This is a genomic window from Runella sp. R5_40 (genome assembly GCF_057652295.1).
This window is the reverse complement of sequence record NZ_JBYFCH010000002.1, coordinates 400,058-425,969: the sequence shown is the minus strand read 5'-3', so window position 1 is coordinate 425,969 and position 25,912 is coordinate 400,058. Positions and strand designations below refer to the sequence as shown.

Genomic DNA, 25,912 nt, shown 5'->3' with positions numbered 1-25,912 from the left:
AACAGAACCAAGTAAGAATAGCATAGCTACGAATTAATTTGCTGTAAAACAGTGGGTTTGCTTGAATGTTTTGACCGATTTATTGATTTAACGGCTCAAATGTATGAGGTAGTTGGGTGCTATTTGTAAGATTTTTATGAGTGGTTAAGGGGGTGTAAGAGGTGCGTTTTTTAAGTAAGATTGGTATCATTTTCAAATTTAGAAAATTCTGCAAACAATCTCGACGATACTGTGGGCGTTAATCCGTCATCATTGTTATTATTTTTACACAATAACTCTCTATAACAAACCATGAAAAAGGCAATTTTGGCGTTTTTGGTTCTATCTGCTGCTTTACAAGCCAATGCGCAATTTAATCGCAAATTAGTTTTTGTCGGTGTGCGCGGAGGAGCAAACTTCTCACAACTTCAAACCGAAGGACTGAGCATTACACGTCCAGGAGCATCTGTTCAAGATTTTTTTAAAAATAACTCAGGCAATCGTACAGGGTATGTGGTCGGAGCTTATGCCCGTATTGGCCGAAAATTATTCATTCAGCCAGAGATTCTTTTATCCTCAAAAGGTGGAACGTTTGAAATCCTTAAAAGTGGTAGCAGCACGCCCGTCAATGTAGATGTGAAGTTTAGCCAGATTGATATTCCTGTTTTGGTGGGTTTTAAATTGGGACCATTGCGTTTTAATGCGGGTCCAATGGCATCACTCAACGTGGCGCAAGGAAGTCAATTGGGAGATGCCTTGAAGGTATATTCTTCTCAGAATATCAACAAGACCATCGAACAAGCCACTTTTGGCTACCAAGCAGGTATTGGCTTAGACATTCGCTCGTTCAATATCGATTTTCGTTATGAAAGTGGGTTCTCAAATATTTCACAGTTGAATTTACAAAACAACGCGCAGTTTAATAGCAAAGTGTCGCTTTTTCAACTCACAGCGGGTTTTACCCTGTTCTAAAATGAATTCGTCCTGCCGATGAGTCGGCAGGACGATATTTTATCAATTAACCCACTAAAAAAAAATCTTTATTCTGATAGAATTGTTTTCTGATTAAGCAGCGCGCCTTAATACTGGGCACACTTCACGAATCCGACGGCGTGATATAGCAATCTCTCTCCCCCCTTGCAACCGTAATGATCGGTCATCCTCACAGTAATCTTGCAAAAACGCCAAGTTGATAATCCAAGATTTGTGAACACGCAAAAACACAGTCTTGTCCAAAATATCGGCATAACTCTTCAGTGTTTTAGACACCAAATACCGTCTTCCGTCACTTGTATAAATATAGGCATAGTTTCCTGAGCCTTCCATGCACACCAACTGACTCATAGGAATTACTATTTGACGCGTACCATTCGGAATAATAATGCTATTGTTTGAATGTGTCCCCGAAGAAGCAGGGAAGCTAGTAAGTAGAGGTTGTGTGTTCATGATTATGTCAGTTTTAGCGTGTGAGGGATAGGGGTTTGCCTTCTAATTTGACACAACAAACATACTACAAAAAAAGAGGGGAGTAAAACACGTATAAATACGCATTGCTTTGTAAGTTGCTGTAATTCAGTATTTTATTGTAAGATGTGGCTTGAGAATGCCGTACTACCACTTGATAAAACACGTAGAAATACGTATATAAAAAAAGCCCTGCTTACATGTCGTAAACAGGGCTAGGGTAAATGACAAAAGCTAATTATTCTTTGGGAGCTAGAGAGTTTGAAAGTTTGGCTTTGTTGGCAGCCTTCACAATGAGGAAGATTACCCACATTGTAATCAAAAATTGAATACCTACATTGATAAAGCTACCGTAGCGTATTGCCACTTCTGCGGTTTGTGTAGCAGGATCTGCGGCTTTTAATACTACTTTGAGCGCCGACAAATCAACACCGCCTACAGCTAGTCCTACGACAGGATTGATGATGTCATCCATAAAAGCAGTTACTACTTTTCCGAAAGCAGCACCTACCAATACCCCGACGGCTAGATCTAGGACATTTCCTTGGGCAATAAACTTTTTGAATTCTTGAAGCATAGTTAGTAGTTGTTTAGGGTTGTTTGGCTAATTTACAAAATCATTTTAAAGTGCCCAATTACCAGCTGTACAAAAAGCCAAAGTTGATTGATTGTGCCAACTGCATTTTGGCAATTTGGTCTTGGTCGTAAATGGCAATCAAGCCAATATTGACATTGAAGTACTTGGCAAATTTAGCGGTCAATTGCGCATCTAAGCGGTTATCAATCGCGGCAAAGTCTTTCGCGCTTGCAAAGGCTTGATAACGCCACTTTAGGTTGACATCTTTTACCAAATCTTTGTTATAGTTCATCACCAATTGCATGATTGCTACTTCGTTCCGAATGGCTTTTCCACGCTCCACGCCGTAGTTGGCAAACTTATATTCTGGACTTAAACGGTCAATATCCAGATAGAGGTCTTTATTGCCTAAAATGGTTTGACGAATGGCACCTGGGGCAAACTGCATGTTGAAAAACTTATTAGGTTTCCATTCCAATCCGATGGCTTCCGTAATGTAGGCTGGCGTAAAGAACCCAGAGATAAACGGTCGTCTATCGTTAGTAAAATCACGACCATTGGCCACTTGCGATAAGAAGTTTACATTGGCAAAAAACAACCATTGCGAATTGGCTCCGAGTTTATATCCATACTTTGAATCAAAGAAAAGGCGGTCAATACTTTTCCGAAAAGCATCGCCTCGGTTTTGGATGGCTCCCAGTTGGAACTGAAAATCATTCACCCAGTTTTTTGGACCTTTGGTATATTCGCCTTTAGAGTTAAGATAGATTCCTAGGGCAATGTTGTTGATACCTCCACCTTGCCAGCTATTACTAAATGTACCTTGGCTTAAATTTACCCCAAACTGTGATTTTTTCTTCCAGTAACTGGTGTCTTTTACTGCTTCTTGTGCCCAAGTCCCAAAGGTGGTAAGAGCCATCATTACAACTAATGTACTAACTTTTTTCATGGTAAAACTGATTTGTTTTCAGCGCTATTTGGTCTATTTATCAAAAATCTCTACTTTTTTAGATTGCAATGCTTGAAGTGGGAAGACGGTCTTTGACTCGCCCGTTTGGAGGGTAATAGAGGTGGTATCAAGGGCAATGATTTTTCCTTTGACATCGTCTATTTGAATAGTCTGGCCTTCTTGGTATTTGTTTTTGTTGTAAAATGAGGAAAGTAGGTTGGCTAAAATGTCTTTTGAAGCAAAGCCGTATCCAACGGCAAAGGCCAAAACAATACCACCCATCAAAAGATTAAAACTCGACTCTAACAATTCGGTATTTACGCCTGCTTGGCCAAGGGCGCTGATGATGGTAATCACTAGGAAGAAGGAGAAAACAATCGAGCCAATTAGTTTGGCCGAAGGCACATTAAAGGACTTACAAATGGATACCACGGCATTTTTAATGGCTTCTGACACTAGCACGCCGATTTGAAGCATGATGGCCGCTACAATGAGTTGAGGAACAAAATTGACAAGTTTTTCTACCAAACTCGTAATAGCACCAACTCCCAGTGTACGCGTGGCATCCGTTACAAAACCAAGCATGATAAAGTAGTACAATACTTTAGATACGATATGACTTAGTTTAATTTCGGTTTGCAGTTGTTTTACAACACTAACTTCGTTTAGTTTATCGCCAATTTTATCGAAACCAACCCGTTCTAATACCTTACTTGTAATCACTGCTAACCCTTTGGCGACGGCATAACCAATCAACAAAATAAAAGCAGCGAAAATAAATCGGGGGACAAACTCTACAAATTGATTGATTAGTTTTGTAAGCGTACTAATGAGTATTTCGGTGAGGTTGGGTAATTGTTTCATTCTAGCTAGAGGTTTTGTCTTGATTAGGTACAGCTTTATTTAGCTCATTGCTTGCCATGGCACCAGCGGCACTAAAAAAATGCCCCACATAGAGCGTTACCAGCTCCATGGTGTTTCGAATCGTGTCAATTTCTGATACGATTGCTTTTTTTAGCGACTCGGGTACCTTATCGTCGGGGTCGATGTCGAAAAAAGGATTATTCATTTTGCGATTTTAGTATTCCCAGTGTTAGTGTTTCAGCCACCACTTCACTAAGATTGTTAATTTGGTTATAATCAGCATTGTGAACATCGCGCCTTCGAGGTAGCGTTTCTTGAGCTTTTCTTTGGTGCGCTTTAGTCGCATTTTAACGGCGCTCTCAGTCAACCCAAAGGTATCAGCGATGTCTTTGATACTAAAGTCGTCTTGATACTTCATGAGTAGAATTGTTCGCTCTTCGTGCGAAATCCCATCCAAAGCCTGACGAAGCCGTTTAGCATCCATTTCTATTTCTTCAATATCATCTCCATCTTCGGCCACATCAATAGTTTCGGTCAATTCATCTTCGGCCATTTTCTTGGTTAACCTCAACTGATCCATGCAATAGTTGTAGGTAATAGAAAATAACCAAGTAGAGAATTTTGAAGACTCTTTGAACGTGCCAATCCGTACGATTAATTTTAGAAAAATATCGTGGGTAAAGTCCTCCGCTTTTGCCTGGTCTTTCACAAAAGACAGACACTTCCTATACACCTTATCAGCGTATCGCTCATAAAGTGCTTCAAAAAAAGTGTTGCGTTGCGTGTCAACATACATGCGCACCAACTGCTCGTCGGTATAGTGATTCATTCCAATTGAGTGTACGCTCATTAGGACGGTAAGATAGGTTTAGAGTAACAAGAAAAATTGAAGTAAAATACAGAAAATCTTCTAACACTGCACACAATGAGGCATTTAATTTTGCTCGTTATGGCTATTTAATAAGCTAAATACGTTTATTTATATAATAAAAATACCCTCAGAGATAATTTTCTGAGGGTATTTTTTATATCTAAAAGGAATAAACTAGGCGCCGATAGCGATGTGCTTGAATGCCTTAATTGTAAGACCTTTTTGAGTTTTGTCTAATAATTGAGAAATTGTCAAAGAACCATCTTTGATAAATTCTTGGTTCAACAAAGTATTCTCTTTGTAGAATTTGTTCAAACGACCCAAGGCGATTTTCTCAAGCATTGCTTCAGCTTTGCCTTCGTTGCGGGCTAGTTCTTTACCAATTTCGATTTCGCGCTCGATGACAGCTGCATCCACATCGCCTTTATCCACTGCGATTGGCTTCATGGCTGCGATTTGCATCGCAATGTCACGGCCTACTTCTGAAAGATCCGTTCCTTCAGTTACGCCATCAAATGCCACCAATACACCACGCTTGTTGTTTGAGTGAATGTATGAGCTGATTGCGTCTGCTGTTACGTTTTCGTAACCTATAACTTCAAGTTTCTCACCGATTTTACCAATCAATTCTGTGATAAGCTCCTGAAGTGTTTGGCCGTCGGCTTGAGGAGTTGCCAAAAGTGTTTCTTTGTCAGCAGCGTTAGTAGCTACTGCTTGGCTCATGATATTCATGGCCAAATTTTGGAAACTTTCTACTTTTGATACAGGTTCAGTTTCGCAAGCCAATGCAACGATTTTGCCGTTTTTGCCATCAGGGCTTACATGAACCAATACTACGCCTTCAGATACAACGTTGTCAGCGCGTTTGGCTGCTACTTTTTGACCTTGTTTACGAAGGATGTCAACCGCTTGCTCAAAATCACCATCTGCTTCGGTAAGGGCTTTTTTGCAATCCATCATACCAGCGCCAGTCATTTGGCGGAGCTTGTTTACATCTGCTGCGGTAATTGCCATTTTTTATAAAAGTTAATTTTAGTAATTTAATGATTAATAAGTACTGACTTCCAATAAAATAAGTGACTTGGTAAAACTACGCAATCGGTTTTGTATTTGTTTCACCTCTTACTTTATGAAATCGTTAAACGGAATAGCCCATAGCCTATGAGCAGCTACGGGCTATCCGACCGCCGCCGAAGCGGTGGTATATATATTGAGTTCTTAGTCCTCGTCAGTTGCTTTAGCTACTGGAGCTTTGGCGGCTGGCGCTTCTGAACCTGTGTCTTCCGAACGCTTCGCGTCTTCTTCTTCGGCCATACGTGCGTCATCGCGCTCTTGCTTACGCTCGATGAGTCCTTCTTCGATTGCCTTACCGATGGCAAGGGTAATCAATGAGATTGACTTGTAAGCATCGTCGTTTGCGGGGATTACGAAATCTACTTCATTAGGATTTGAGTTTGTATCGCACATTGCGATTACAGGAATACCCAAACGTTTTGCTTCAGCTACCGCAATGTGCTCACGCTTCACATCTACTACAAACAAAGCTGCTGGCAAGCGCGTCAAATCAGCTACACCACCCAACAAACGCTCCAACTTATCTTTCTCACGACCTTTGATAAGACGCTCACGCTTTGCAATATTGCTTGCAGTAGCTTCGTCACCCAACAACTTCTCCAAGCTCTGCATTTTTTTCAATGACTTACGAATGGTAGCGAAGTTTGTCAACATACCACCTAACCAACGCTCGGTTACGAATGGCATTTTCAAGCGACGTGCTTCTTCCGACACGATTTCTTGTGCTTGCTTCTTAGTAGCTACAAACATCACTTTACGGCCTGAACGAACTACGCCTTTTACGTATTGGCAAGCTTCGTCAAGTGATGCGATTGTTTTATTAAGGTCAATGATATGGATATCGTTTTTCTCCATGAAAATATATGGAGCCATACGGGGATCCCACTTACGTGTCAAGTGACCAAAGTGTACACCTGCATCCAACAGGTCTTTGTACTCTAATTGTGCCATTTTATTAGCTAAATGTAAATGTTGTTAGAAAAATTTTAAATACGCAGCACCACGCAACGGACACCATAAGCGCAGTCTGGACTTGACTAATTTGAAAATTTGATAATTCAGTAATTTGAAAATGGGTGAATTGTAAGCCCTTAATTTTCAAATTTACTAATTCTCCAATTTTCAAATTGAAAGGTATTAGCGTTTCGAGAATTGGAAACGACGACGAGCCTTAGCGCGACCGTATTTCTTACGCTCAACCATACGAGCATCACGTGTCAAGAATCCTTCTTTCTTAAGGGCTGGACGGAACTCAACATTGATTTCGCACAATGCACGAGCAATCGCCATGCGAGTTGCCTCCGCTTGACCACGAACACCACCACCGCGAACGTTCACTTTAATATCATAACTTGAAGCTACATTAACGGTTGTCAAAGGCTGCTTCAAAATGATTTGGAGCGTTTCGATTGGGAAGTACTCAGCAAACTCACGGCCATTCACCTTGATATTGCCTTCTCCGGCTGATACGTAAACGCGAGCTACGGATGTTTTTCTTCTACCTACTGTGTTAGTAACTTCCATGATTAAAATTTAATTTCTTTCGGTTGTTGAGCGGCATGTGGGTGCTCTGCACCTGCATACACGTGCAAATTAGTGTAAATGCTACGACCAAGACGATTTTTTGGCAACATACCTTTCACAGCCATTTCAATGACTTTGTGTGGTTGTTTGGCCAAAATTTCACGCGGAGTAGCAAAACGCTGACCACCTGGGTGACCTGTGTGGCGAACGTATTCTTTGTCGGTCATTTTCTTGCCAGTCAAACGCACTTTATCGGCATTGATGACAATTACATTGTCTCCACAATCTACGTGAGGAGTGAAATACGGCTTGTGCTTACCGCGTAAAATTTTGGCAATTTGGCTAGCCAAACGACCCAAAACTTCACCCTTAGCATCTACTACTATCCATTCCTTTTGTACGGTAGCAGCGTTAGCCGAAACGGTTCTGTAACTGAGTGTATCCACTTTGTTAAGTGTTTTTTCGTTGAAAATCAATTAATTAACTATATAAACGGGCATTATGAGGCGAAAATCGGACTGCAAATATAGCGGTTTGGTTTTTGAAACACAAAATGATTCAAAAAATTAAATTTTTACTGATTTATTCTTTATCCTTGCAGGCGCAGACAACCGCGCCATTTCTAAGTAATCGCCGCCTGTGCAGTCGCTGCTGTATTGGTAGTTTTGGTTTTATTAAGACTTTAACATTCGTATTTCAAACCTTCGTCATTCTACATCAATATGCCTCAGTTCGATTTTTTAGTGGTAGGTTCGGGGATTGCGGGCCTTAGCTACGCCGCCAAGTTGGCGCGCCATTTTGATGCCCAACAAGAAAAAGTTTCTATTGCTGTCATCACTAAAGTACAAGCCGATGAAACCAACACCAAATATGCCCAAGGGGGGATTGCTGCCGTGTGGTCGGAAGAAGATTCTTTTGAAAAACACATCGAAGATACGATGGTGGCTGGCGGTGGCATCAGCAAACGAAATATCGTAGAAATTGTCGTCACAGAAGCACCTGAACGCATTATGGAGCTGATTTCGTACGGCACGCGCTTTGACAAAGAAGCCGATGGCGATTATGATTTGGCCAAAGAGGGGGGGCATTCTGATCATCGAATTTTGCACTTCAAAGATGCCACGGGAGCGGAAATCGAACGGGCATTGCTCGATGAGGTAAAACGCCATCCTTCTATTCAAATATTTACGCATTACTTCGCCGTCGATTTGATTACGCAACATCATTTGGGCGAAACCGTTTATCGTCACCGCGATGATATTAAATGTTTTGGTGCGTATGTATTGAATACCAAAACGGGGAAAGTGGAGAAGTTTTTGGCCAAAACGACTATGCTGGCCACGGGCGGCATTGGCAATATTTACCAAAATACAACCAATCCTCGCATTGCAACGGGTGATGGCATTGCAATGGCCTACCGCGCCAAGGGCGTTTGCGACAACATGGAGTTTATTCAGTTTCACCCAACGGCGCTTTATCAACCTGGTAAAAAACCCAATTTCCTGATTTCGGAAGCCGTTCGGGGTTTTGGGGGCATTCTTCGTAACAAGAAAGGGGAAACCTTCATGGAGCATTACGACCCTCGACTTTCGTTGGCTCCGCGCGACATTGTGGCGCGGTCGATTGACTCTGAAATGAAAAAATACGGCGATGACCACGTGTATATCGACGTGACGCATTGTGATTACGAAAAATTCATTGAACACTTCCCCAACATTACGGCCTATTGTAAAGAACAACTGGGTATCGACGTTCGTAAAGACTATATTCCTGTAGTTCCAGCACAACACTACATGTGTGGCGGAATCAAAGTGAACGAGTTTGGACAAACCAATATTTTCTTTTTGTACGCGACTGGGGAGTGTGCTTGTACGGGTTTACACGGAGCCAATCGTTTGGCGTCTAACTCGCTCTTGGAGGCAGTGGTATTTGCACATCGTGCGTTCGTCAAAACCATCGAAAACTTGGCAGATGCGTATATTCCAGACCATATTCCCGAATGGAATGATGAGGGAACTTCGCATCCTGAAGAGGCGATTTTGGTCACTGAAATGACCAAAGAGTTGGAAGCAATCATGTCGAACTATGTGGGCATTGTACGCACTAACCGTCGTTTGAAACGCGCGCATGACCGTGTGGAATTGATTTATAAAGAACACGAAGAACTCTACTGGCAATCAAAGGTTTCGGTGCCGATTATGGAACTGCGCAATATGATTAACGTGTCGTATTTGGTACTAAAAATGGCCATGGCGCGGCGAGAAAATGTCGGTCTGCATTTTAACCTTGACCATGTGAAGAAATAATCCATAGTTTATCAACAAGCACCCATTTTTTTACTATTTCTAAACCCTTTTTATGAAACGACCTTCAGAATCCCGCCTCATGCTTTGGGGGGCTACCGCTGCTTTTTGTGCTTATGCCTGCATGTACGCTTTCCGACGAGGGATTACCGCCGCTACTTTTGATGGGATGGTTTTCTGGGGAATTAACTACAAAATCTGGCTGATTACTTTACAGGTTTTTGGCTACGCGCTTTCAAAACTCATTGGTATTAAGGTGGTTTCGGAAATGAAACCCGCCCAACGCGCCATTTATTTGTTGTCGTTTGTAGGATTTGCCGAACTTGCCTTGCTGGGTTTTGCCCTTGTCCCTGCACCTTATAATATCCCATTTTTGTTTCTTAACGGTCTTCCGCTCGGTATGGTCTATGGTACCGTTTTGGGCTTTTTGGAAGGACGCCGTCAAACCGATGCGCTCGTGGCGGGGCTTACGGCTTCGTTTATTTTTGCGTCTGGTTTTGTAAAAACTGTTGGCAAAACCTTGCTCAACAACGGCATTTCGGAGTTTTGGATGCCTTTTCTGACGGGGTTGATGTTTGCCGTCCCGCTCGTGTTGGCCGTTTGGGCATTGGCCAAATTACCTGCCCCTTCGGACGAAGACCGAGCCGAACGCACCGAACGCGCGCCGATGAATGCCGCCGACCGTAGTCGTTTTATCAGTACCTTTTCGGTGGGATTGATTACCTTGATTGTATCGTACGTTTTTTTGACGGCTTTCCGCGATTTTCGCGACAATTTTGCCCCCGAAATCCTCAAAACCGCAGGCGTGGACGACCCGCTTATTTTTACCCAAACTGAAACCTTTGTGTCGGTTTTTATCCTGATTTTGATGGGAACGTTGCGCTGGGTGAAAGACAACTGGAAAGCGTTTATGCTTATCAACGTGCTTTTGGTGGCGGGCGGGCTTACCGTGGGCGTTAGTACGTGGATGTACCAGCAAGGAATGCTTTCGGCGGGTGTATGGTTTACTCTGACGGGCGTGGGGTTGTATTTGGCCTACGTGCCTTGCAACGGCCTTTATTTTGAGCGTTTTGTGGCCTCGTTTAAGTACGTGAGCACGGTAAGTTTTGTGGTGACGCTCGCCGATTGGTGGGGGTATTTGGGAACGGTATTGGTGCTGCTCTACAAAAACTTCGGTCAACCCAACATCAGTTTTCTGGATTTCTTTATCTACGGGGGCTATATTTTGGCGGTGGTGTATGTGGTGTTGGTGGTAGTGTCGTTTGGATTTTTTAAGCGGAAGTATGTAAGTTTACAGTAAAACTGCGAGATGTTATGACTATCACGATAAACACAATTTTGAAGGAGATGCAAGATGTTCCCGTAAATAAACTGGAAGATGTGTATGAATATGTACACTCATTAACCCCGCCTAAAAAAAATGCTCGGTTACGTAAAAAGATACTCTCTTTCGCGGGAGCCTTTAGTGATATGTCGGAGAAAAGTTACCAAGAGTTTACGTCAGAAACACGGAAAAGTCGTAAAGAGTTATTTGACAGACCTAGTGATGTATGAAACCTTCAATGCTAGACACAGACGTGCTATCTGAGTTTTTAAGAGGTAATCCCAATGTTATTCAAAACGTAGAGGCTTATCTTGAGGAGTATGATGTCATCAATCTAAGTATCATCACTTATTACGAAGTTCTGAATGGATTAATGTACAAAGATGCCCACAAACAGCTAAAGAAATTTGAGCATTTTGTTCAACTTAATCGTATCATTCCTCTATCCCTCAAATCCACACAAGTTGCCGCTTTTATCCAAGCTGATTTACGCAAAAAAGGTACTGTGATTGGCCATACCGATACACTTATTGCAGGAATTGCAATTGCCCATGATTTGCAGCTTATTACGAACAACACCAACCACTTTCAAAGAATAAAGGAGCTTACTATTGATAATTGGGTTCTATAAATTTCTACAAGAACTACCATGAAGCCAAAGCAAATATTGGAATTAGAAGATTATTGGGGGATTGAGATTGAGGAAAATAGATATAAAATTGGTCTAAAAGAGCAATTATTTTCACTCAATTTATTTAATTTAAGTATTAATCGTTTAGAACCATTAGCAGCTCTAAGTGAATTAAAATTTCTCCTTTTGGCTAAAAACAATATTCAAGACCTTAGCCCTTTAAAGAAATTAGAAAAACTTCAATATCTTGATTTGACGTCTAACTATATTAATGATATTAAAGCAGTACAGAATTTAAAACAATTGAATTTCATAAATTTAAGTTTCAATGATATTAAAAAATTTAGTATATTAGACAGATTAAAGTTTTTAAAAAATCTTAATTTGTCAAACAATTATCTTGTTAATATTGTTGATTTAGAGAAACTTACACAAATAGAGTCGCTTTGTTTAGGTGATAATAAAATTAATAATATTGAGCCACTAAAAAAGTTAACTCGTCTTAAAAATCTTGACTTAAAAAAAAATCAAATTCAAGATATAAGACCTTTGCAAGACTTACATGAATTAATAGAAATTAACTTGTCTGGAAATAAAATTTATAATATTAGTCCAATTAAAGAATTAAAATCACTAACTACTATTGATTTGAGTTTAAACCAAATAGATAATATAAGTTCACTCAAATCACTAATTCACAATGGGGTTGTAGTAAAATTCTCATTAATGTCCGAGGAAAAATGTATTAATCTATACAAAAACCCCCTTCCCTCAGGTCTTGTAAAAGCCATTAAGCAAAGCAATCAAGCCGTTTTAGAGTACTTAGACAACCTCGAAAAAGAAGAACAAAAAGGCGCTCGCCCGCTCAACGAAGCAAAAATGGTCATCATTGGTGAGCCTGATGCGGGTAAAACCTCATTAATGAACTACTTGCTGGGCAAGCCTTTTACCGAAACCAAAACAACACAAGGGATTAAAATAGAGCCGTGGGAAATTACCGATGAAGCAGGCACACCTTACCGCATCAATATTTGGGATTTTGGCGGACAGGAAATCCAAAGTACCGTACACAAGTTCTTTTTAACCCAAGAAACACTGTATGTGGTCGTGCTCAATGCCCGCAAAGACGAACAGCCTGACAAGTATTTAGAACAAATTCGTAGCTACGCCCCTAACTCTCCTGTTATTATCGTCATCAATCGCAGTGATGAAAACAACGGAAGTGTCAATGAGGCACAGTTACGAGCCGAGTATCGAACTGAGTTAGGGGAGAGTATGGTACGGGGTATTTATAAAACATCCATTCGGCGCGTTCACGAACAGAATGACCCGTTCTTTTTACCTGCGGTGCAAGAATTGGAAACCAGTATCATTCGTGAATTACTCCAGATGCCCAATATTCGACAGATAGTTCCTCAAAATTACTTCGAAGTAAAAAACTATTTGGAAAGTCGCTTTTTCAAGGACGAACCCTACATTACGCATGAACGCTACGAAGCCATTTGTCGGGAGAAAAACCTAGAATTGGCCTCCGATGAGCCTTTGCTCAAAATTTTGGATTCACTCGGCACGGTGCGTTATTTTGATGAAATGCACACCCGCCACCTGCACATTTTGAATCCCGAATGGTTGAGCGACGGGGTGTATCGTATTCTCACTTCCGAATACACCCACCAGCAAAATGGGGTCATTTCGGAGAAAGATTTTAGCCGAATTTTATACAAAACCGATGCCCATACTTTCGCCTACCCCAAACAGCATTATGGGTATTTGATTGAAATGATTCGTCGATTTTATTTGGGTTACATCAACCCCGATACCCACAAAATTTTTATCCCTCAAGCTTTTCAAAGTGATTATCCCATTGGTTTTCAGCCAGATGTTTTCAAGAAAGAGGCGCTGCATTTCTTTTTTCGGTACGAAACCCACATTCCAGCAGGAGCCATCAGCAGCTTTATTGCCCGTACTTTTGGTCAAGTCCGTGGACATTTTTACTGGCAAAAGGGCATTGTCATTGAACGAAACGAAGCCGACGAAATCCAAACCGCGTTGGTGATGCAAACCGACACCAAAAACCGCATTGATATTTGGGTACAAGGCACGCACCGCCGCGAGTTTTTTATCGAAATCAGAAAACTATTTCGGGAGTTTCACGAACGATACCCTGGCTTGAAAGTAGATGAAATGATTGGCCTAGATGCTCGAAAAGAAACATCGGTGAAGTACCGCGTATTGATTGCCCAAAAACACAAAGGTAAAGTCGAATATACCGACGAGGAAGGCAACGACTACAATATCGACCGCCTACTCGGGATGTTTGAAAGCCCTGCCTCGACCCAACAAGCAATTATCCAAAACTTTCAGGGCGATTACTACGATATGCGGGGCGTAAAACGAGTACAGTTTATTCAAATAGAAGCACAAAGCATTGCCGAAGAATTAGCCAAATTTCATCAGTCGGCCAGTGAGCAAAACCAAGTAATCCTCAATCAACTCATCGTTGATCTAAAAGAATTGCAAAAAGCCGAAAGCCAGAAGAAGGCCAAAGGAGTATTGGCACAACTCAAAGAAACGGCCAAAAATCTGCCTAAAATAGCAAGCGAAGAAGCTGTAAAATGGGCAACCAAAACGGCCTTAGATGGCGCGTCGTTTGGAGAAAAGTTTGATTCATTACAACAAAGAGTACTAAATTTGCTCCAAGACAATAGCTTTCAGGACTTTATAAAACCTGATAATTGGGGATAAAAACGTATGAACTTTCCTATCAGCGAGACCGATGTGCGATTAATGCTTCGCACGGGCGAAGACACCTTCACTCAGTTTAAGACCGAAGTTAAAAATGCCGAAAGTTTAGCGGAGGAAATGGTGGCATTTGCCAATGGAAAAGGTGGCTATATTCTCATTGGAATTGCAGAAGATGCCCAAGGAGGAGGTAAAGTAGTGGGCGTAGAAAACTTAAAATCCCTCAACAATCATATTTCCAACACAGCTTCAGAAAACTGCATTCCCGCGCTCTTCCCTCAAAGCCAAACCTTGCTTGTTGATGACAAGCCTGTTGTGGTGATTTACATGGAAGAAGGAAATCAAAAGCCGTACCGAACCAAATCGGGCAAGTACCTCATGCGAGCGGGAGCCGACAAGCGCAGCGTATCGCAGGAAGAATTATCGAGGATGTTTCAAGCGAGTGGCTCGTATCACATTGAAGAGTTGGCCATTCGAGGCGCTGCCATTGATACTGAATTGGACCGAATCAAACTGTACGAATATTTTGAGGCGCAGCACGAAGGGAAATCGGTTTCAGCTCATTTAGAAGAAACTAAACAGCATTTTGAGACCTTTCTGAATAATTTGGGAATTGCCCAAAAACACCAACTCAACCTCGTCGGTTTGCTATTTTTTGGTAAAAATCCGCAACGTTTTCGGCCTGTGTTGGAGGTAAAATGCGTTAGTTTTTTTGGGAATGAACTAGGCGATACAACCTATCGTTCGAGCACCGACATTGGTGGCGGGCTAGACCGTCAGTTTGAGCAAAGTTTGGCATTTATTATGGTCAACTTGCACAAACAACAACCTCAAGGTGCCAGTTTCAATAGCCAAGGTATGCTGGAAATTTCCAAAGTAGCGTTAGAAGAAGCACTCGTGAATGCGCTTATCCACCGCGATTATGGCAAAACCAGCCCCGTCAGGGTGTTTGTTTTCCAAAATCGCGTCGAAATTGTCAGCCCTGGCGCACTTCCGAACCATCTGACGGTGGAACAAATAAAAAATGGGAATGCGGTTCCTCGCAATCCCATCTTGTTGAGTTATGCTACCAAACTGCTGCCCTACCGTGGCTTAGGTTCGGGTATTAGCCGAATTTTGAAAGAGCACCCTGCTACCGAATTTATCAATGATTCGGAAGGACAGCAGTTTAAGGTGATTTTGAATCGCCCTTAAACCCTTACTCCCTCGACAAAAACTTCTCAATCTGCTCGCTCGTCAAGTACACTTTTCCTGAACGCGTTTTGATGTGCTCGCGGAAGGCGTTTTTGATGGCATCGTTCCATTTCATGTCGATTTCGCCTGGGGTGAATTTATTCTCACGGAGCATTTTGTGCCCAAATTCGTCTTGTAACGCAATAAACTCGGACTGATTTACCACCTTTTCGGCCAAGTGCGCGGGAATAAAAATTACGCCTTCGGGTTTGCCCAACACCAAGTCGCCTGGCAGTACCGACGCCCGACCAATGCGAATGGGACAGTTGATGCAGGTCATCGTCATGTCTTTGATGGCCGAGGGGTCGTAGCCGCGCGTGAATCCTACAAAACCGTCGATAGCGCTCAAGCCTTCGAGGTCGCGCACGCCTGCGTCGAATACCACACCCGTTTTGGATTTGGCATAAATCGAGTTGCCAAGGTTATCGCCAATGAGTGTTCCGTCGATGATTTTTCCGTACCCATCGGCTACATACACGTCATTAATTTGGAGCGCGTCGATGGGCCATGAGTTGGTATTTCCTCGGCGGCCTTCAGCTTTTCCTTTTTCTTTGATGGGCTTTTCCATGTCGGGGCGGGCGGGCATGTACTGCGCCGTAAGCACGCGTCCAACGAGCGGTTTTTCGGGGTGAATAATTTGAAAATTACCCTCAAATTGGTTGTTGTAGCCATCGCCCCGCATGATACCCCACGCTTCTTCGATAGAGACATTGGCCAAACGTTTTACAATTTCATCGGGTACTTTAGGACGGCCATCGGGGAAACGTTCGCCTTTCCACTCTTGGGTATAAAACTGAATAAGCTCTTTGGGTGCTTGAATTTGGGCAAATAACGGAGAACTTATTGCCGCCAAGAAAAGGGCTTGGATAACTTTTTTCATAATACAAAGAATCGTTGGTTAAGGATGACACACACAAAAATCAAACAATTCCCCCGCCTACACTTCTATCTTTTTCCATCGGTGATTTTTGAAATATTTTCAGAAAAAATTGACCTAATCTTGTATCGTTAATACAACTCTTAACCGTGCGTACGCACCTAATTGACAAACCCCAATGAAAAAATTTACACAACGTTTTAAGTTGCCCGATTCCCACACCGCTTCCGAAAACAATCGCCGCGACTTTCTACGCAAAGGCTTACTTGGCGGATTATCCATGGGCTTGATGTTTGACGGAAGCCCCGAAAAAGAAATGGAATTTATTACCCAAAAAATAAAACGTGATTCGAAGCCTTCGGAGCTAAAAATCACCGATATGCGCATTGCTCATTTGCAGGGAGTGCCGTTTAAAAGTCCAATTATCCGCATAGATACCAACCAAGGTTTAGTAGGTTGGGGCGAAGTACGCGACGGTGCTAGTCCCAATTACGCCCTGATGCTCAAGAGTCGTTTGTTGGGTCAAAACCCGTGTAACGTTGAGAAAATCTTCAAAGAACTCAAGCAGTTTGGCGGACACGGGCGCGCTGCGGGTGGGGTATGCGGGGTAGAAATGGCCCTGTGGGATTTGGCAGGTAAAGCCTATAACGTGCCTGTTTATCAGATGCTTGGCGGAAAGTACCGTGACGAAGTTCGCCTCTATGCCGATACGCCCGAAATCAGCGACCCTTCTACTTTTGCCAAAAAACTCAAAGAAACCCGTCTCGACAAAGGCTACACTTTTTTGAAGATGGATTTTGGAATTGGGCTGTTGGCGGGCAAACCTGGGATGCTCATTGGGGACAATGTTTGGAAACTTTCGCAGCGTGACAACAAGACCAAAACCGTAGGAAACTACGGCATGACCAAGCACCCTTTCACACGAATTCAGATTACGGACAAGGGCTTGGAATACATTGCCGAATATGTCAGCAAAATTCGGGAAGGGGTGGGGTATAACATTCCCGTATCGGCCGACCACTTCGGGCATTTTGACGTAAACACGGCCATTCGCTTGGGAAAAGCCGTTGAAAAGTACCAATTGGCGTGGCTCGAAGACTTGGTGCCGTGGTTTTATACCGACCAATGGAAACAAATTTCAGATGCCATCGAAACGCCTACCCTCACGGGTGAAGATATTTTCTTGAAAGAAGAGTTTATCAAACTCATCAATGCCAAAGCGGTGGATATGATTCACCCCGATTTAGCCTCGTCGGGTGGAATTTTGGAAACCAAAAAAATTGGAGACTACGCCGAAGAACACGGTATCCCGATGGCGATGCACTTTGCAGGTAGCCCGATTTCATTTATGGCCAACGTACACTGTGCCGCTGCTACCGAAAACTTCGTGGCATTGGAACACCACGGCGTGGACGTGGAAGGCTGGGAAGACATTGTAACGGGCAACAAACCTTTGGTTGTCAATGGATTTGCTCCTGTTCCTAACAAGCCTGGTTTAGGGGTAGAGCTCAATGAAGAAGTAGCGAAGAAGTTTTTGATAAAAGACCAAAAATGGTTTGCTCCCACCGACGAATGGAACGCCAAAGATTCGTGGGACAGAGATTGGAGCTAGTTTTGGAGTGTCGAGTGGGTGAGGGCAGAATGTCGAATCCGCGCTGAGGGTTTCGTTCCGTGCTGAGGGTTGCTCACAACTCGAATTTTTGTGCCGAAAGTTGCTCACAACCTGAATTTGTGTGTTGAGGGTTGCTCACAACCCGAATTTGTGTGTCGAAGTTTGCTCACAACCTGAGTCAACCTAATTAAACGTCGGTCGTTAAAAACGGCTGACGTTTTTTTGTTTCCAACTATTGGGCTTGTTTAGGCGTCATCGGTTAAAAAATTGTGAAACTGATGAAAAATGTTGTTTGGGTTTTCTTTCTTGTTTTGGGTGTTTTTTCGTGCAAAGAAAAACAGCTTACGCCCGAAGAAATACAGCCGTTGGTGGGAAAATGGAAACTCGATGCTATTGAGCCAGCGGGAGATGTAAGAAAATGGGAGTCTGTAGCTTCTAAAGATGGCTATGTATTTGAAATTCGCTACGACGGGGTTATTCTGGATGCCAACGGCTTGCCTGCTTGCTGCGTTCCAAGCTACTTGGTATATCAGGGCAACAAGTTTACCATTGAACCCAAAGAAAAACTTGCCCCTAATCCCTCGTGCGCGTTGGTGTTGTGCATGGCTTGTGATACGTGGTATTTGGAACTAGAAAACGGCCAGTTGATAACAAATGCCTGTAATTCGGGTGGGCGAAACCGTTTTACCCGACTCTGATTATTAGCGTATTGTTCTGTTTAATTGTCGTAGATGGCTCAAATAAAAAATTGTGAAACTGATGAAAAATGTTGTTTGGGTTTTCTTTCTTGTTTTGGGTGTTTTTTCGTGCAAAGAAAAACAGCTTACGCCCGAAGAAATACAGCCATTGGTGGGAAAATGGCGAGTGACTGCCATTGAGCGAGCCGACAAAAAGGAATGGGAATATGTTACCCAAAGCGGTCAACACCAATTTGAAATCCGCTATGATGGTGTCGTTCTTGATTCAAAAGGTTTATCTACGTGCTGTGGCCCGCTGTATCTTACTATAAACGGCAAAAAATTTAGCATTGTCCCCAAAGAAACAGTTCCAGACAACCCGATGTGCGCTTTGATTAATTGTGTTTATTGTGAAACATGGAACATGGATTTGCAAGACAACGTACTAACGATCAGTTATTGTAATGGATTAGCACGGGTTCGGTACGTCAAGATTTGAAAAATATAAAGTGTTGAATAGCAAATAAATGAATCGATGAAAGCGAAAGGGTTACTGCTTTTTTTAGTGATGGTGATAGCATGGTCGTGTGATGAAAAGCGTCTCGCTCCTGACGAAATAAAACCTGTAGTTGGCAAATGGATGCTCAATGCCGTAAAGCAAGGGGACGATGCAAAACAATGGGAGCCAATAGCCCCCAAAGATGCCACCGTATTTGAAATCCGCTACGATGGAGTCATTCTTGATGCCAATAGCTTGCCTGCTTGCTGCGTTCCAAGCTACTTGGTATATCAGGGCAAAAAATTTACCGTCGAACCGAAAAAAAAACTTGCCCCTAATCCTTCGTGTGCATTGGTGCTGTGCTTGGCTTGTGATACGTGGTATTTGGAACTAGAAAACGGCCAGTTGATAACAAATGCCTGTAATTCGGGTGGTCGAAAACGTTTTACCCGACTCTGATTATCGGTTGACCTCATAAATAGCGTGTTAGCTAAGTTTGTTTAACGTTTTACCCGCCGATTGGCGCAGATTGAGAGCCGCAGATGTTCGCTGATTAATGGCTTCATGAAATCCTTTTTCGGTGGGTAAAATAATGCAATTATTTACTGAGCAATGGTAACTGCAAATGGGTTATTACTTAGCGTAACATGAAGGATATGGGTAAATTATACTGGACCCGTACTTTTTTGCCACGATACACGCCTGGTTCCCATTTACCACTCATTTGTTTCACTATCCGTAGCGCTTCTTCGTCGCAGCCGCTTCCGATGCCTTTTAGTATTTCGTAATCACACAAAGAACCATCTTCACAAACGACAAACGTTAGATATACTTTTCCCGAGACATTTCTACGAGACGCTTCTGCGGGGTAGCGTAGGTTTTGGGATAAAAACTGACCCAAAGCAGGAACCCCTCCTTTAAATTGAGGATTTTTGCGAGCTTCCGTATATGTTCGTACCTCGCCTTTGTCATAAATTGTGCCTTTGGTCAACACCCCTGCAGAGTAAAATTCGTCAATGTATAGCGTACTATCGGCCAGTTTTGAAACCCATCTTCCTTCTTTTTTGCCATTGACTAACTGCCCCTGACTCGTCACTTCGTTCTCTTGTTTTACCGCCCAGCCGTTGCCATCTTTGACGTGTTGCTGTCCTGTTCTTGCCCAGAGGCCCACGATTCGTTCTTCCGTTTGCGCCATTGCTTGAGGACGTTCGCGTTGAATCACTTCCGCAATTTGGCCATTGTCATGCCAGAGTACCAACATTTGGTTAGCGCCATCTGCCATTAGTTGTTCTTTCAATATTCCGCTGGGGTAATAGTGTACATGACTTACTTCTTGAAAACCTCCCCCTTGGTACTCTGTTGTCGAAAGCAGTTGCCCATTGGTTTGAACTATCACTTCGGGCACGTACGAATTCCAGTTTTGGTCGCGAGCGGTAATACGGTACGCAGGCAACGAATCAATCTTATTTCCGTTTTCAACTTTGTACATCATCGGCTTTTTGGAATACGTTGCCGACATGTACGGTTTCCACTCTTTTTTCTTGAATTCTTCAAAAACTACGTCCGCAGCTACTACCCCGTTGTTATCGACAGGAATCAAGCGGCGGAAGTGGTATTCCTTTGGTTCTTGGGTATATTGAAATTTGTCGTTGAAATAATCAACCAAGCTGTGCGAAGTGCTGTCGTAATTGGTGATAGGGTTATCGGGAAAAACGACCGAGTAATTAAACGCTTGTCGTACGGGTTTACTGTCTTTTACAGCTGGCTGCCACGCGCGGTATAAACCCACTACCCGCAATGCTTCTTGATCGGCTTGGGGTTGAAGTCCTCTAGTCACTTTTAACTCCGACACACTTCCGTCGGGTTCTATTACCCCGCTCAGAAATACGCGCCCTTTTATCCCCGCTACGCGCGTAGCAAATGGCACTTGTAAATTGGCCTTGATGTATTCCTGAAACAGTGGGATACCCCCTTGCGGAGTAGCGGCTTTATCGACTTCTTGGGCCTGAAAGATGGTTTGAGCGTTGGCGGCTACGGTTACGAAGCATAGGAAGGCGAAGGCTATTTTTTTCATACGTTTGATGACTGTTTGAATGTAAAACTAACACAACAGTAATAATGTGCCAAATTTTTCTTGATGGAAGGTGTTTGGGGGTATGAGTAATTTATACTTTTATTGCGGTGATATTTACGGACTGGAGGTCCGTATCACCAACATTACCCATGAAAATCGGATTTGTCGTTTCTTTTTTTGATTTCCGCAACGATGTGCGGCGAGTTATTACGGAAGTTGCCCAACAACACGAAGTTACCATCTTTGGTCGTCCTGAGAACAAAGAGGAGATTTTACGTCACTTGCCTGCGGGCGTGAAGTTTCGACTTATCAATGAAAAAAAGGGAGGCTGGTGGAATAGCCTTTGGATAAAACTCTACATCCTTTTCCGACAAATCCCCGAAAGCCGTCACAATTTCTTTTTGATGGAGCTTTTTAAAGCATCGCTTGCTACGGACGCTGCCGTGCTGAAAAAAAATCACCAAATTTTGGCGTGGGTACGTCGGTTGCCCAAAATCATTTCCTACGATTTTTACCTGAACCGACTTCAGTACCGAGCCCAAACCGACCTCACGGGCATCGACCAGTTTGTGTGTTTTACGGCCATTGCCGACGATTTTTTGATGGCGCGCTTGGTTCACGAAAATCATCCTGTGAAGGTCTATGTCTATAGCTGGGACCACGCTTGTAAACATACCTGTTTTTCGTCGCGCGCGACCTACGTGTGTTGGAACGAGCGCATCCGCGAAGATTTGATTCATCTACAACACGTATCGTCCTCGCGGGCAAGCGTGGTAGGAGCCAGTCAGTTTGCCTACATCGACGAATACCGCCAGGTAGCGGCTCAGTTGCCCCGTACGTACGATTTTCCTTATGTCTATGTCGGCTGTGCGATTGGCGTCGTGGACCTTGTTCGGGACGAAGTGAGTGTGGTCAAACAAGTGGCCGAAACCCTGCAACAAGCTCGCCCTGATTTGAAGCTGGTGGTTCGGCCGTATCCTGTGCAGGGCAATTGGGAATTATACGCACCGCTGCGCAGCCTGCCCAACGTGGTGATGGACGATGGTTTCCGAACGTTGGATTTGTCGGTCAAAGACAGTCATATTTTGGAGAAATTTGAGAAAATCGCTAATGCCGACGCCTTTTTTCACATGGGAACCACTATGGGCTTGGAGGCTTGTTTTACCGATACACCTTCGTTTATGCTCGACTTTGGCTATACCTCCACCGACGGCTTGAGTTTGTACGGTTTTATTCACCAATACCAAAACGACCGACATTTGATTGAACTCGCACCTCAAAACGATGTGCGTTCCACGGAACAATTGGCGGATATCTTCAAAAACTTGTCTTCACCTACCTACCGAGCTCTTAATCGTTTGGTGCAAAGCCAATACCAAATTAAGTCCTTTAAGGAGTTTGCAAATGACTTAATAGCTGTATAACTTTACTGACTATCAAACCTTAACCAATCATATGAACCTTCTGACTTTTTTTCGGACGTCGGCGTTTGTGGCGTTGACGACCGTAACGGTATTTGCCCAAACAGGCACCCAACAAAAACCACCTTTACTGACTGCCGCTGCCCCCGAAACCGTTGGGATGTACAGCGAACGCCTCAATCGCATCGATGGCGTTTTGCAGTCATACATCGACAAAGGAGCATTTCCTGGCGTGGCAGCGATTGTGGTTAGAGACGGAAAAATCGTTTACCACAAAGCCTTTGGGAAAGCTGACCTCGATGCCAACAAGCCTTTGAGCAAAGATGCCATGTACCGCATCGCGTCCATGACCAAGGCCATCACGTCGCTGGCGGTGATGATGCTCCATGAAGAAGGCAAAATCATGCTCGACGACCCCATCAGCAAATACATTCCTGAGTTTGCCAAGCCCGTCGTTATGGATCAATTTAACCCCAAAGACAGCACCTTCACGACTGTTCCTGCCAAACGCGAAATTTCGGTTCGGCATTTATTGTCGCACATGTCGGGGATTAATTACAACGCCATCGGGAGCGACGACCGCATCAAGGCCGTGTATTCAAAGGCGGGAATTGTGGATGCCTTTACGACCAAAAAACTGACCATTGGCGAAAACATCAAAAAATTAGCCAAGCTACCTCTCACGCATCAGCCAGGTGAAAAATGGACCTACGGCCTCAGCTCCGACGTGTTGGGGTACTTGGTAGAAGTGGTTTCGGGAGAAACGTTAGAACAGTATTTTCAAAAGCACATTTTTGAACCATTGGGTATGAAAGACACGCATTTTTATTTGCCCGATGCCAAAAAAGACCGCTTGGTTCCGATTTATTCCGAAACCAAAGAGAAAACCCTTGTTAAAGGCTCCCTCGATAACCTTGGAAGCGACCCCGACTACCCCATCAAAGGAGCTAAGTCGTATTTTTCAGGCGGAGGCGGGTTGACCAGCACGGCTTACGACTACGCGGTTTTCTTGCAAATGTTGCTCAATGGAGGCACTTATAACGGCAAGCGCTTATTGAGTCGCCGAGGAGTAGAACTATTCACCAATACCAACCAAAGTGGTACGCTATTTCCCGACCCTCGTAATTATTTCAGCTTAGGTTTCAGTGTGATTAATGAAGCAGGGCGCGCCAACGATATTTACAGCAGCGTCGGCACATTTAGCTGGGGCGGGGCCTTCAGTACGCATTATTTTGCCGATCCCAAAGAGAAAATTTGTGCCGTATTAATGAAGCAAATGTGGCCTACCAGCATGGGTGGCGAACTCGACCGCAAGTTTGATTTAATGATTTATCAAGCACTAGACGATAAGTGAAATTGGCGAGGGGCAAGTGTGCAATAAGCAAGTTTGTATGGGGCAAAAGGCAAGCTTGTTTATACTGGCAAACGGCTTTGTTGTATGGCTATGTTGGCTTCCCTTTGTAAGCTTAACCTACAAAGGGAAGCCATGTTATAGCGAAGCGGCAAAATTGCCTAAGTGGATTAATGCAATATTTGATTTATATGCAGTATTCAGTACTTTAATCACTTCATTCGCAATTACTGCCTGTCCAATGGCTGATGGATAAATGCCATCTTGCGAAAAGAAGTTACCATTTGGAAAAGAAGGGTCAATCCTAAAACCATCTTCTGATACATATTGACCTGCCAGTACCTTTTTGTAAATAGAGTCCAAATCAACTACTGGGATACCATAGTTTTCCGCATCTTTACGTAAAGTTGCATTAAACCGTTCTACCTCCAAAAAATTCGCTAATTCAAATTTTGTAAACGATTCTGTATCTCCTACTTCTACTGTTCCTCCGGGTTGCTTAGGCCCTTTTAATAAATTTAATACAGAACCTCTAGGTAAGAATATAGTATTATCATCGGCTAACTCACGATCTCCTCCTCTTATATCACTATATACCATAACTCGGCTTACTCCGGTCTTTTCCTTAATGGATTTTAAGGTCACCAATCTAAAATAGGGCAAATCCAACAGCTTGGTCGGTATTAGAAAAACGACACCTTTAATATTTTCTTCCTTCATAAATGTAAGAATTTGCCTCTGTCCATAGTGTTCCCCACCAGTAATAAGTCCTAATCCAACATTAACATTATTAGCACTGAGTGCTGAAACCATGATGCGTTCGATTTCTTTTTCTACTGTCAATAATGCCGGATGTTTTGATTTTGTATAAGTAAATAAACTTTGACTTTTTCTTTCAGCTTCTGAACGAAGACGAGCGTCAAAAGCATTATATGCTGTTTGCCAAACACTCTCTGCATAATAGGTTTTATGCATCCCAAAACCAGCATCTGGTGCGCCTAAATTATTGACTTCTCCTCCTTCGTAGGCAGAAAGCACTAATGGGTTCTCAGTGACAATCGCCCTATTATTAGTCACATATTGCCACTCTGGTATTCCATCTTTACCTGTATAGACCATGTAACCGGTGCCGTTAGCTTCATTTTCTCCAAAAAGCGGGGAACGAAATTTAGTCAATCCCATTTGCCGGGCAATTAGATTGGGATAGGCAGTTAATTGACCTGCTCGATGAAGACCGCCATCACGATAGCCCATTGTTAATGAACCACCCAGAGCAATATAACTGGGCTCTTCACCATTATTGCCTGAACGTAAAAATGATAAATCAGCCTTTTGTTTTGGTTGAGGCAAAGTAAGTGAAATGACGGGATTTTTATTGATTTGCGCTGACGGATTGCCAAAAGGAGTAAACCAATCACTTATGTTATAACGATTCCCACTGGTAACAGGAGAAGGGGTAGAGGGGACAGATTGATTGTTTAAATCTTTTGGTAGTTCAGGTTGAAAAGTCACATTGGAACATGCCCATATTCCCCAGAAAGATAGTACTAAAATGATTTGCAAAGAAGGTAGCTTTTTCATAATCGTTCAATTTTAAATGTAAGAAAATTTCAGTTTTCCTCATTTTTGCCAAGAAGAATAGCTTATCGACAATACAAACTTAATTGATTGGTCATTAATATTCAATCAGAAGAACTAACAATATTTTAAATTAATTATAAAAAAGGCTTTTCAATGGCGCAGATGTCATTAGTGGTCTCATTAATAGCCAGATGTAGTTTATGCCAACTAGGCCGCTGGTGCGGTACAGCGTTTGTCAGCTCCGTGCTTTCTAACCTTCCACCGCACAGGAATTCTATGATTCAA

25 protein-coding genes and 1 pseudogene are annotated in these 25,912 nt (G+C 43.0%); 13 read left to right on the top strand and 13 right to left on the bottom strand.

Translation table 11 applies throughout. The annotated features are described in order from the left end of the window. The first annotated feature begins 291 nt into the window (after nt 1-291). Complete coding sequence (locus AC23N5_RS06570) at nt 292-951, top strand: porin family protein (RefSeq protein WP_183974278.1); 660 nt, start codon at nt 292-294, stop codon at nt 949-951. Between the two features lie 93 nt (nt 952-1,044). Here AC23N5_RS06570 and AC23N5_RS06565 read toward each other — a convergent pair whose 3' ends face one another. The 10 genes from AC23N5_RS06565 to rplM all read right to left on the bottom strand — a co-directional run bounded on the left by AC23N5_RS06565 (nt 1,045) and on the right by rplM (nt 7,748). Continuing rightward, entirely contained in the window at nt 1,045-1,425 is a 381-nt protein-coding gene (locus AC23N5_RS06565; RefSeq protein WP_487754935.1) for a LytR/AlgR family response regulator transcription factor, read from the bottom strand. A 256-nt stretch (nt 1,426-1,681) separates the two neighbouring features. Further along, nucleotides 1,682-2,020, bottom strand: a complete 339-nt coding sequence (gene mscL / locus AC23N5_RS06560) for a large conductance mechanosensitive channel protein MscL (RefSeq protein ID WP_183974274.1) — start codon at nt 2,018-2,020, stop codon at nt 1,682-1,684. A gap of 58 nt (nt 2,021-2,078) precedes the next feature. Then, nucleotides 2,079-2,969 carry a DUF3078 domain-containing protein gene (locus AC23N5_RS06555; protein WP_487754934.1) on the bottom strand — a complete coding sequence of 297 codons (891 nt, stop codon included), beginning with the start codon at nt 2,967-2,969 and terminating at the stop codon, nt 2,079-2,081. 33 nt (nt 2,970-3,002) lie between these two features. Further along, nucleotides 3,003-3,833 carry a mechanosensitive ion channel family protein gene (locus tag AC23N5_RS06550; RefSeq protein ID WP_487754933.1) on the bottom strand — a complete coding sequence of 277 codons (831 nt, stop codon included), beginning with the start codon at nt 3,831-3,833 and terminating at the stop codon, nt 3,003-3,005. A 1-nt stretch (nt 3,834) separates the two neighbouring features. After that, nucleotides 3,835-4,038 carry a hypothetical protein gene (locus AC23N5_RS06545; RefSeq protein WP_037301054.1) on the bottom strand — a complete coding sequence of 68 codons (204 nt, stop codon included), beginning with the start codon at nt 4,036-4,038 and terminating at the stop codon, nt 3,835-3,837. A gap of 24 nt (nt 4,039-4,062) precedes the next feature. Further along, nucleotides 4,063-4,683 (bottom strand): RNA polymerase sigma factor, encoded by a 621-nt coding sequence (locus AC23N5_RS06540; protein WP_229598769.1) that lies wholly within the window; start codon nt 4,681-4,683, stop codon nt 4,063-4,065. A gap of 195 nt (nt 4,684-4,878) precedes the next feature. Beyond that, the gene (tsf, locus tag AC23N5_RS06535) at nt 4,879-5,718 is read right to left on the bottom strand and encodes a translation elongation factor Ts (RefSeq protein ID WP_183974268.1); all 840 of its coding nucleotides are present in this window, start codon (nt 5,716-5,718) and stop codon (nt 4,879-4,881) included. Nucleotides 5,719-5,922: 204 nt separating this feature from the next. Next, nucleotides 5,923-6,729: a 30S ribosomal protein S2 gene (gene rpsB, locus AC23N5_RS06530; protein ID WP_028524894.1), complete on the bottom strand. Its 807-nt coding sequence runs from the start codon at nt 6,727-6,729 to the stop codon at nt 5,923-5,925. Nucleotides 6,730-6,915: 186 nt separating this feature from the next. Beyond that, complete coding sequence (gene rpsI / locus AC23N5_RS06525) at nt 6,916-7,302, bottom strand: 30S ribosomal protein S9 (RefSeq protein WP_183974266.1); 387 nt, start codon at nt 7,300-7,302, stop codon at nt 6,916-6,918. A 2-nt stretch (nt 7,303-7,304) separates the two neighbouring features. Continuing rightward, nucleotides 7,305-7,748, bottom strand: a complete 444-nt coding sequence (rplM, locus tag AC23N5_RS06520; RefSeq protein ID WP_028524896.1) for a 50S ribosomal protein L13 — start codon at nt 7,746-7,748, stop codon at nt 7,305-7,307. 276 nt (nt 7,749-8,024) lie between these two features. Between rplM and nadB the strand changes: the two genes are divergently transcribed. The 6 genes and pseudogenes from nadB (at nt 8,025) to AC23N5_RS06490 (ending at nt 15,496) form a co-directional block, all read left to right on the top strand. Then, nucleotides 8,025-9,608, top strand: a complete 1,584-nt coding sequence (gene nadB / locus AC23N5_RS06515; RefSeq protein WP_487754932.1) for an L-aspartate oxidase — start codon at nt 8,025-8,027, stop codon at nt 9,606-9,608. 52 nt (nt 9,609-9,660) lie between these two features. Further along, nucleotides 9,661-10,905, top strand: coding sequence for a DUF5690 family protein (locus tag AC23N5_RS06510; RefSeq protein WP_122933532.1), 1,245 nt, complete (start codon nt 9,661-9,663; stop codon nt 10,903-10,905). Nucleotides 10,906-11,155: 250 nt separating this feature from the next. Beyond that, nucleotides 11,156-11,560 carry a PIN domain-containing protein gene (locus tag AC23N5_RS06505; RefSeq protein WP_487754931.1) on the top strand — a complete coding sequence of 135 codons (405 nt, stop codon included), beginning with the start codon at nt 11,156-11,158 and terminating at the stop codon, nt 11,558-11,560. An 18-nt stretch (nt 11,561-11,578) separates the two neighbouring features. Further along, nucleotides 11,579-12,103: pseudogene (locus AC23N5_RS06500) on the top strand (leucine-rich repeat domain-containing protein); the annotation flags it as partial. A 183-nt stretch (nt 12,104-12,286) separates the two neighbouring features. After that, nucleotides 12,287-14,305, top strand: a complete 2,019-nt coding sequence (locus AC23N5_RS06495) for a COR domain-containing protein (protein WP_487755022.1) — start codon at nt 12,287-12,289, stop codon at nt 14,303-14,305. 6 nt (nt 14,306-14,311) lie between these two features. Next, entirely contained in the window at nt 14,312-15,496 is a 1,185-nt protein-coding gene (locus tag AC23N5_RS06490) for an RNA-binding domain-containing protein (RefSeq protein ID WP_487754930.1), read from the top strand. 4 nt (nt 15,497-15,500) lie between these two features. Here the strand turns inward: AC23N5_RS06490 and AC23N5_RS06485 are convergent, their stop codons facing one another. Next, nucleotides 15,501-16,415: an RraA family protein gene (locus AC23N5_RS06485; protein ID WP_487754929.1), complete on the bottom strand. Its 915-nt coding sequence runs from the start codon at nt 16,413-16,415 to the stop codon at nt 15,501-15,503. 175 nt (nt 16,416-16,590) lie between these two features. On the opposite strand from AC23N5_RS06485, the gene AC23N5_RS06480 reads away from it, so the two are divergent. The 4 genes from AC23N5_RS06480 to AC23N5_RS06465 all read left to right on the top strand — a co-directional run bounded on the left by AC23N5_RS06480 (nt 16,591) and on the right by AC23N5_RS06465 (nt 19,659). Beyond that, the gene (locus AC23N5_RS06480) at nt 16,591-18,024 is read left to right on the top strand and encodes a mandelate racemase/muconate lactonizing enzyme family protein (protein WP_487754928.1); all 1,434 of its coding nucleotides are present in this window, start codon (nt 16,591-16,593) and stop codon (nt 18,022-18,024) included. A 278-nt stretch (nt 18,025-18,302) separates the two neighbouring features. Beyond that, complete coding sequence (locus AC23N5_RS06475) at nt 18,303-18,722, top strand: hypothetical protein (protein ID WP_487754927.1); 420 nt, start codon at nt 18,303-18,305, stop codon at nt 18,720-18,722. Nucleotides 18,723-18,783: 61 nt separating this feature from the next. After that, nucleotides 18,784-19,200: a hypothetical protein gene (locus tag AC23N5_RS06470; RefSeq protein WP_183974246.1), complete on the top strand. Its 417-nt coding sequence runs from the start codon at nt 18,784-18,786 to the stop codon at nt 19,198-19,200. Nucleotides 19,201-19,236: 36 nt separating this feature from the next. Beyond that, nucleotides 19,237-19,659: a hypothetical protein gene (locus AC23N5_RS06465; protein ID WP_487754926.1), complete on the top strand. Its 423-nt coding sequence runs from the start codon at nt 19,237-19,239 to the stop codon at nt 19,657-19,659. Nucleotides 19,660-19,837: 178 nt separating this feature from the next. On the opposite strand, the gene AC23N5_RS06460 is transcribed toward AC23N5_RS06465, so the two are convergent. After that, nucleotides 19,838-21,274 carry an energy transducer TonB gene (locus AC23N5_RS06460; protein WP_487754925.1) on the bottom strand — a complete coding sequence of 479 codons (1,437 nt, stop codon included), beginning with the start codon at nt 21,272-21,274 and terminating at the stop codon, nt 19,838-19,840. A 149-nt stretch (nt 21,275-21,423) separates the two neighbouring features. Here AC23N5_RS06460 and AC23N5_RS06455 point away from each other — a divergent pair, with 149 nt between their 5' ends. Further along, a complete protein-coding gene (locus AC23N5_RS06455; RefSeq protein WP_487754924.1) occupies nt 21,424-22,698 on the top strand; it encodes a hypothetical protein in 1,275 nt (424 codons plus the stop codon). A gap of 31 nt (nt 22,699-22,729) precedes the next feature. Beyond that, nucleotides 22,730-24,049, top strand: coding sequence for a serine hydrolase domain-containing protein (locus tag AC23N5_RS06450; RefSeq protein WP_183974238.1), 1,320 nt, complete (start codon nt 22,730-22,732; stop codon nt 24,047-24,049). 135 nt (nt 24,050-24,184) lie between these two features. On the opposite strand, the gene AC23N5_RS06445 is transcribed toward AC23N5_RS06450, so the two are convergent. Next, complete coding sequence (locus tag AC23N5_RS06445; protein WP_487754923.1) at nt 24,185-25,627, bottom strand: hypothetical protein; 1,443 nt, start codon at nt 25,625-25,627, stop codon at nt 24,185-24,187. Nucleotides 25,628-25,912 lie beyond the last annotated feature (285 nt).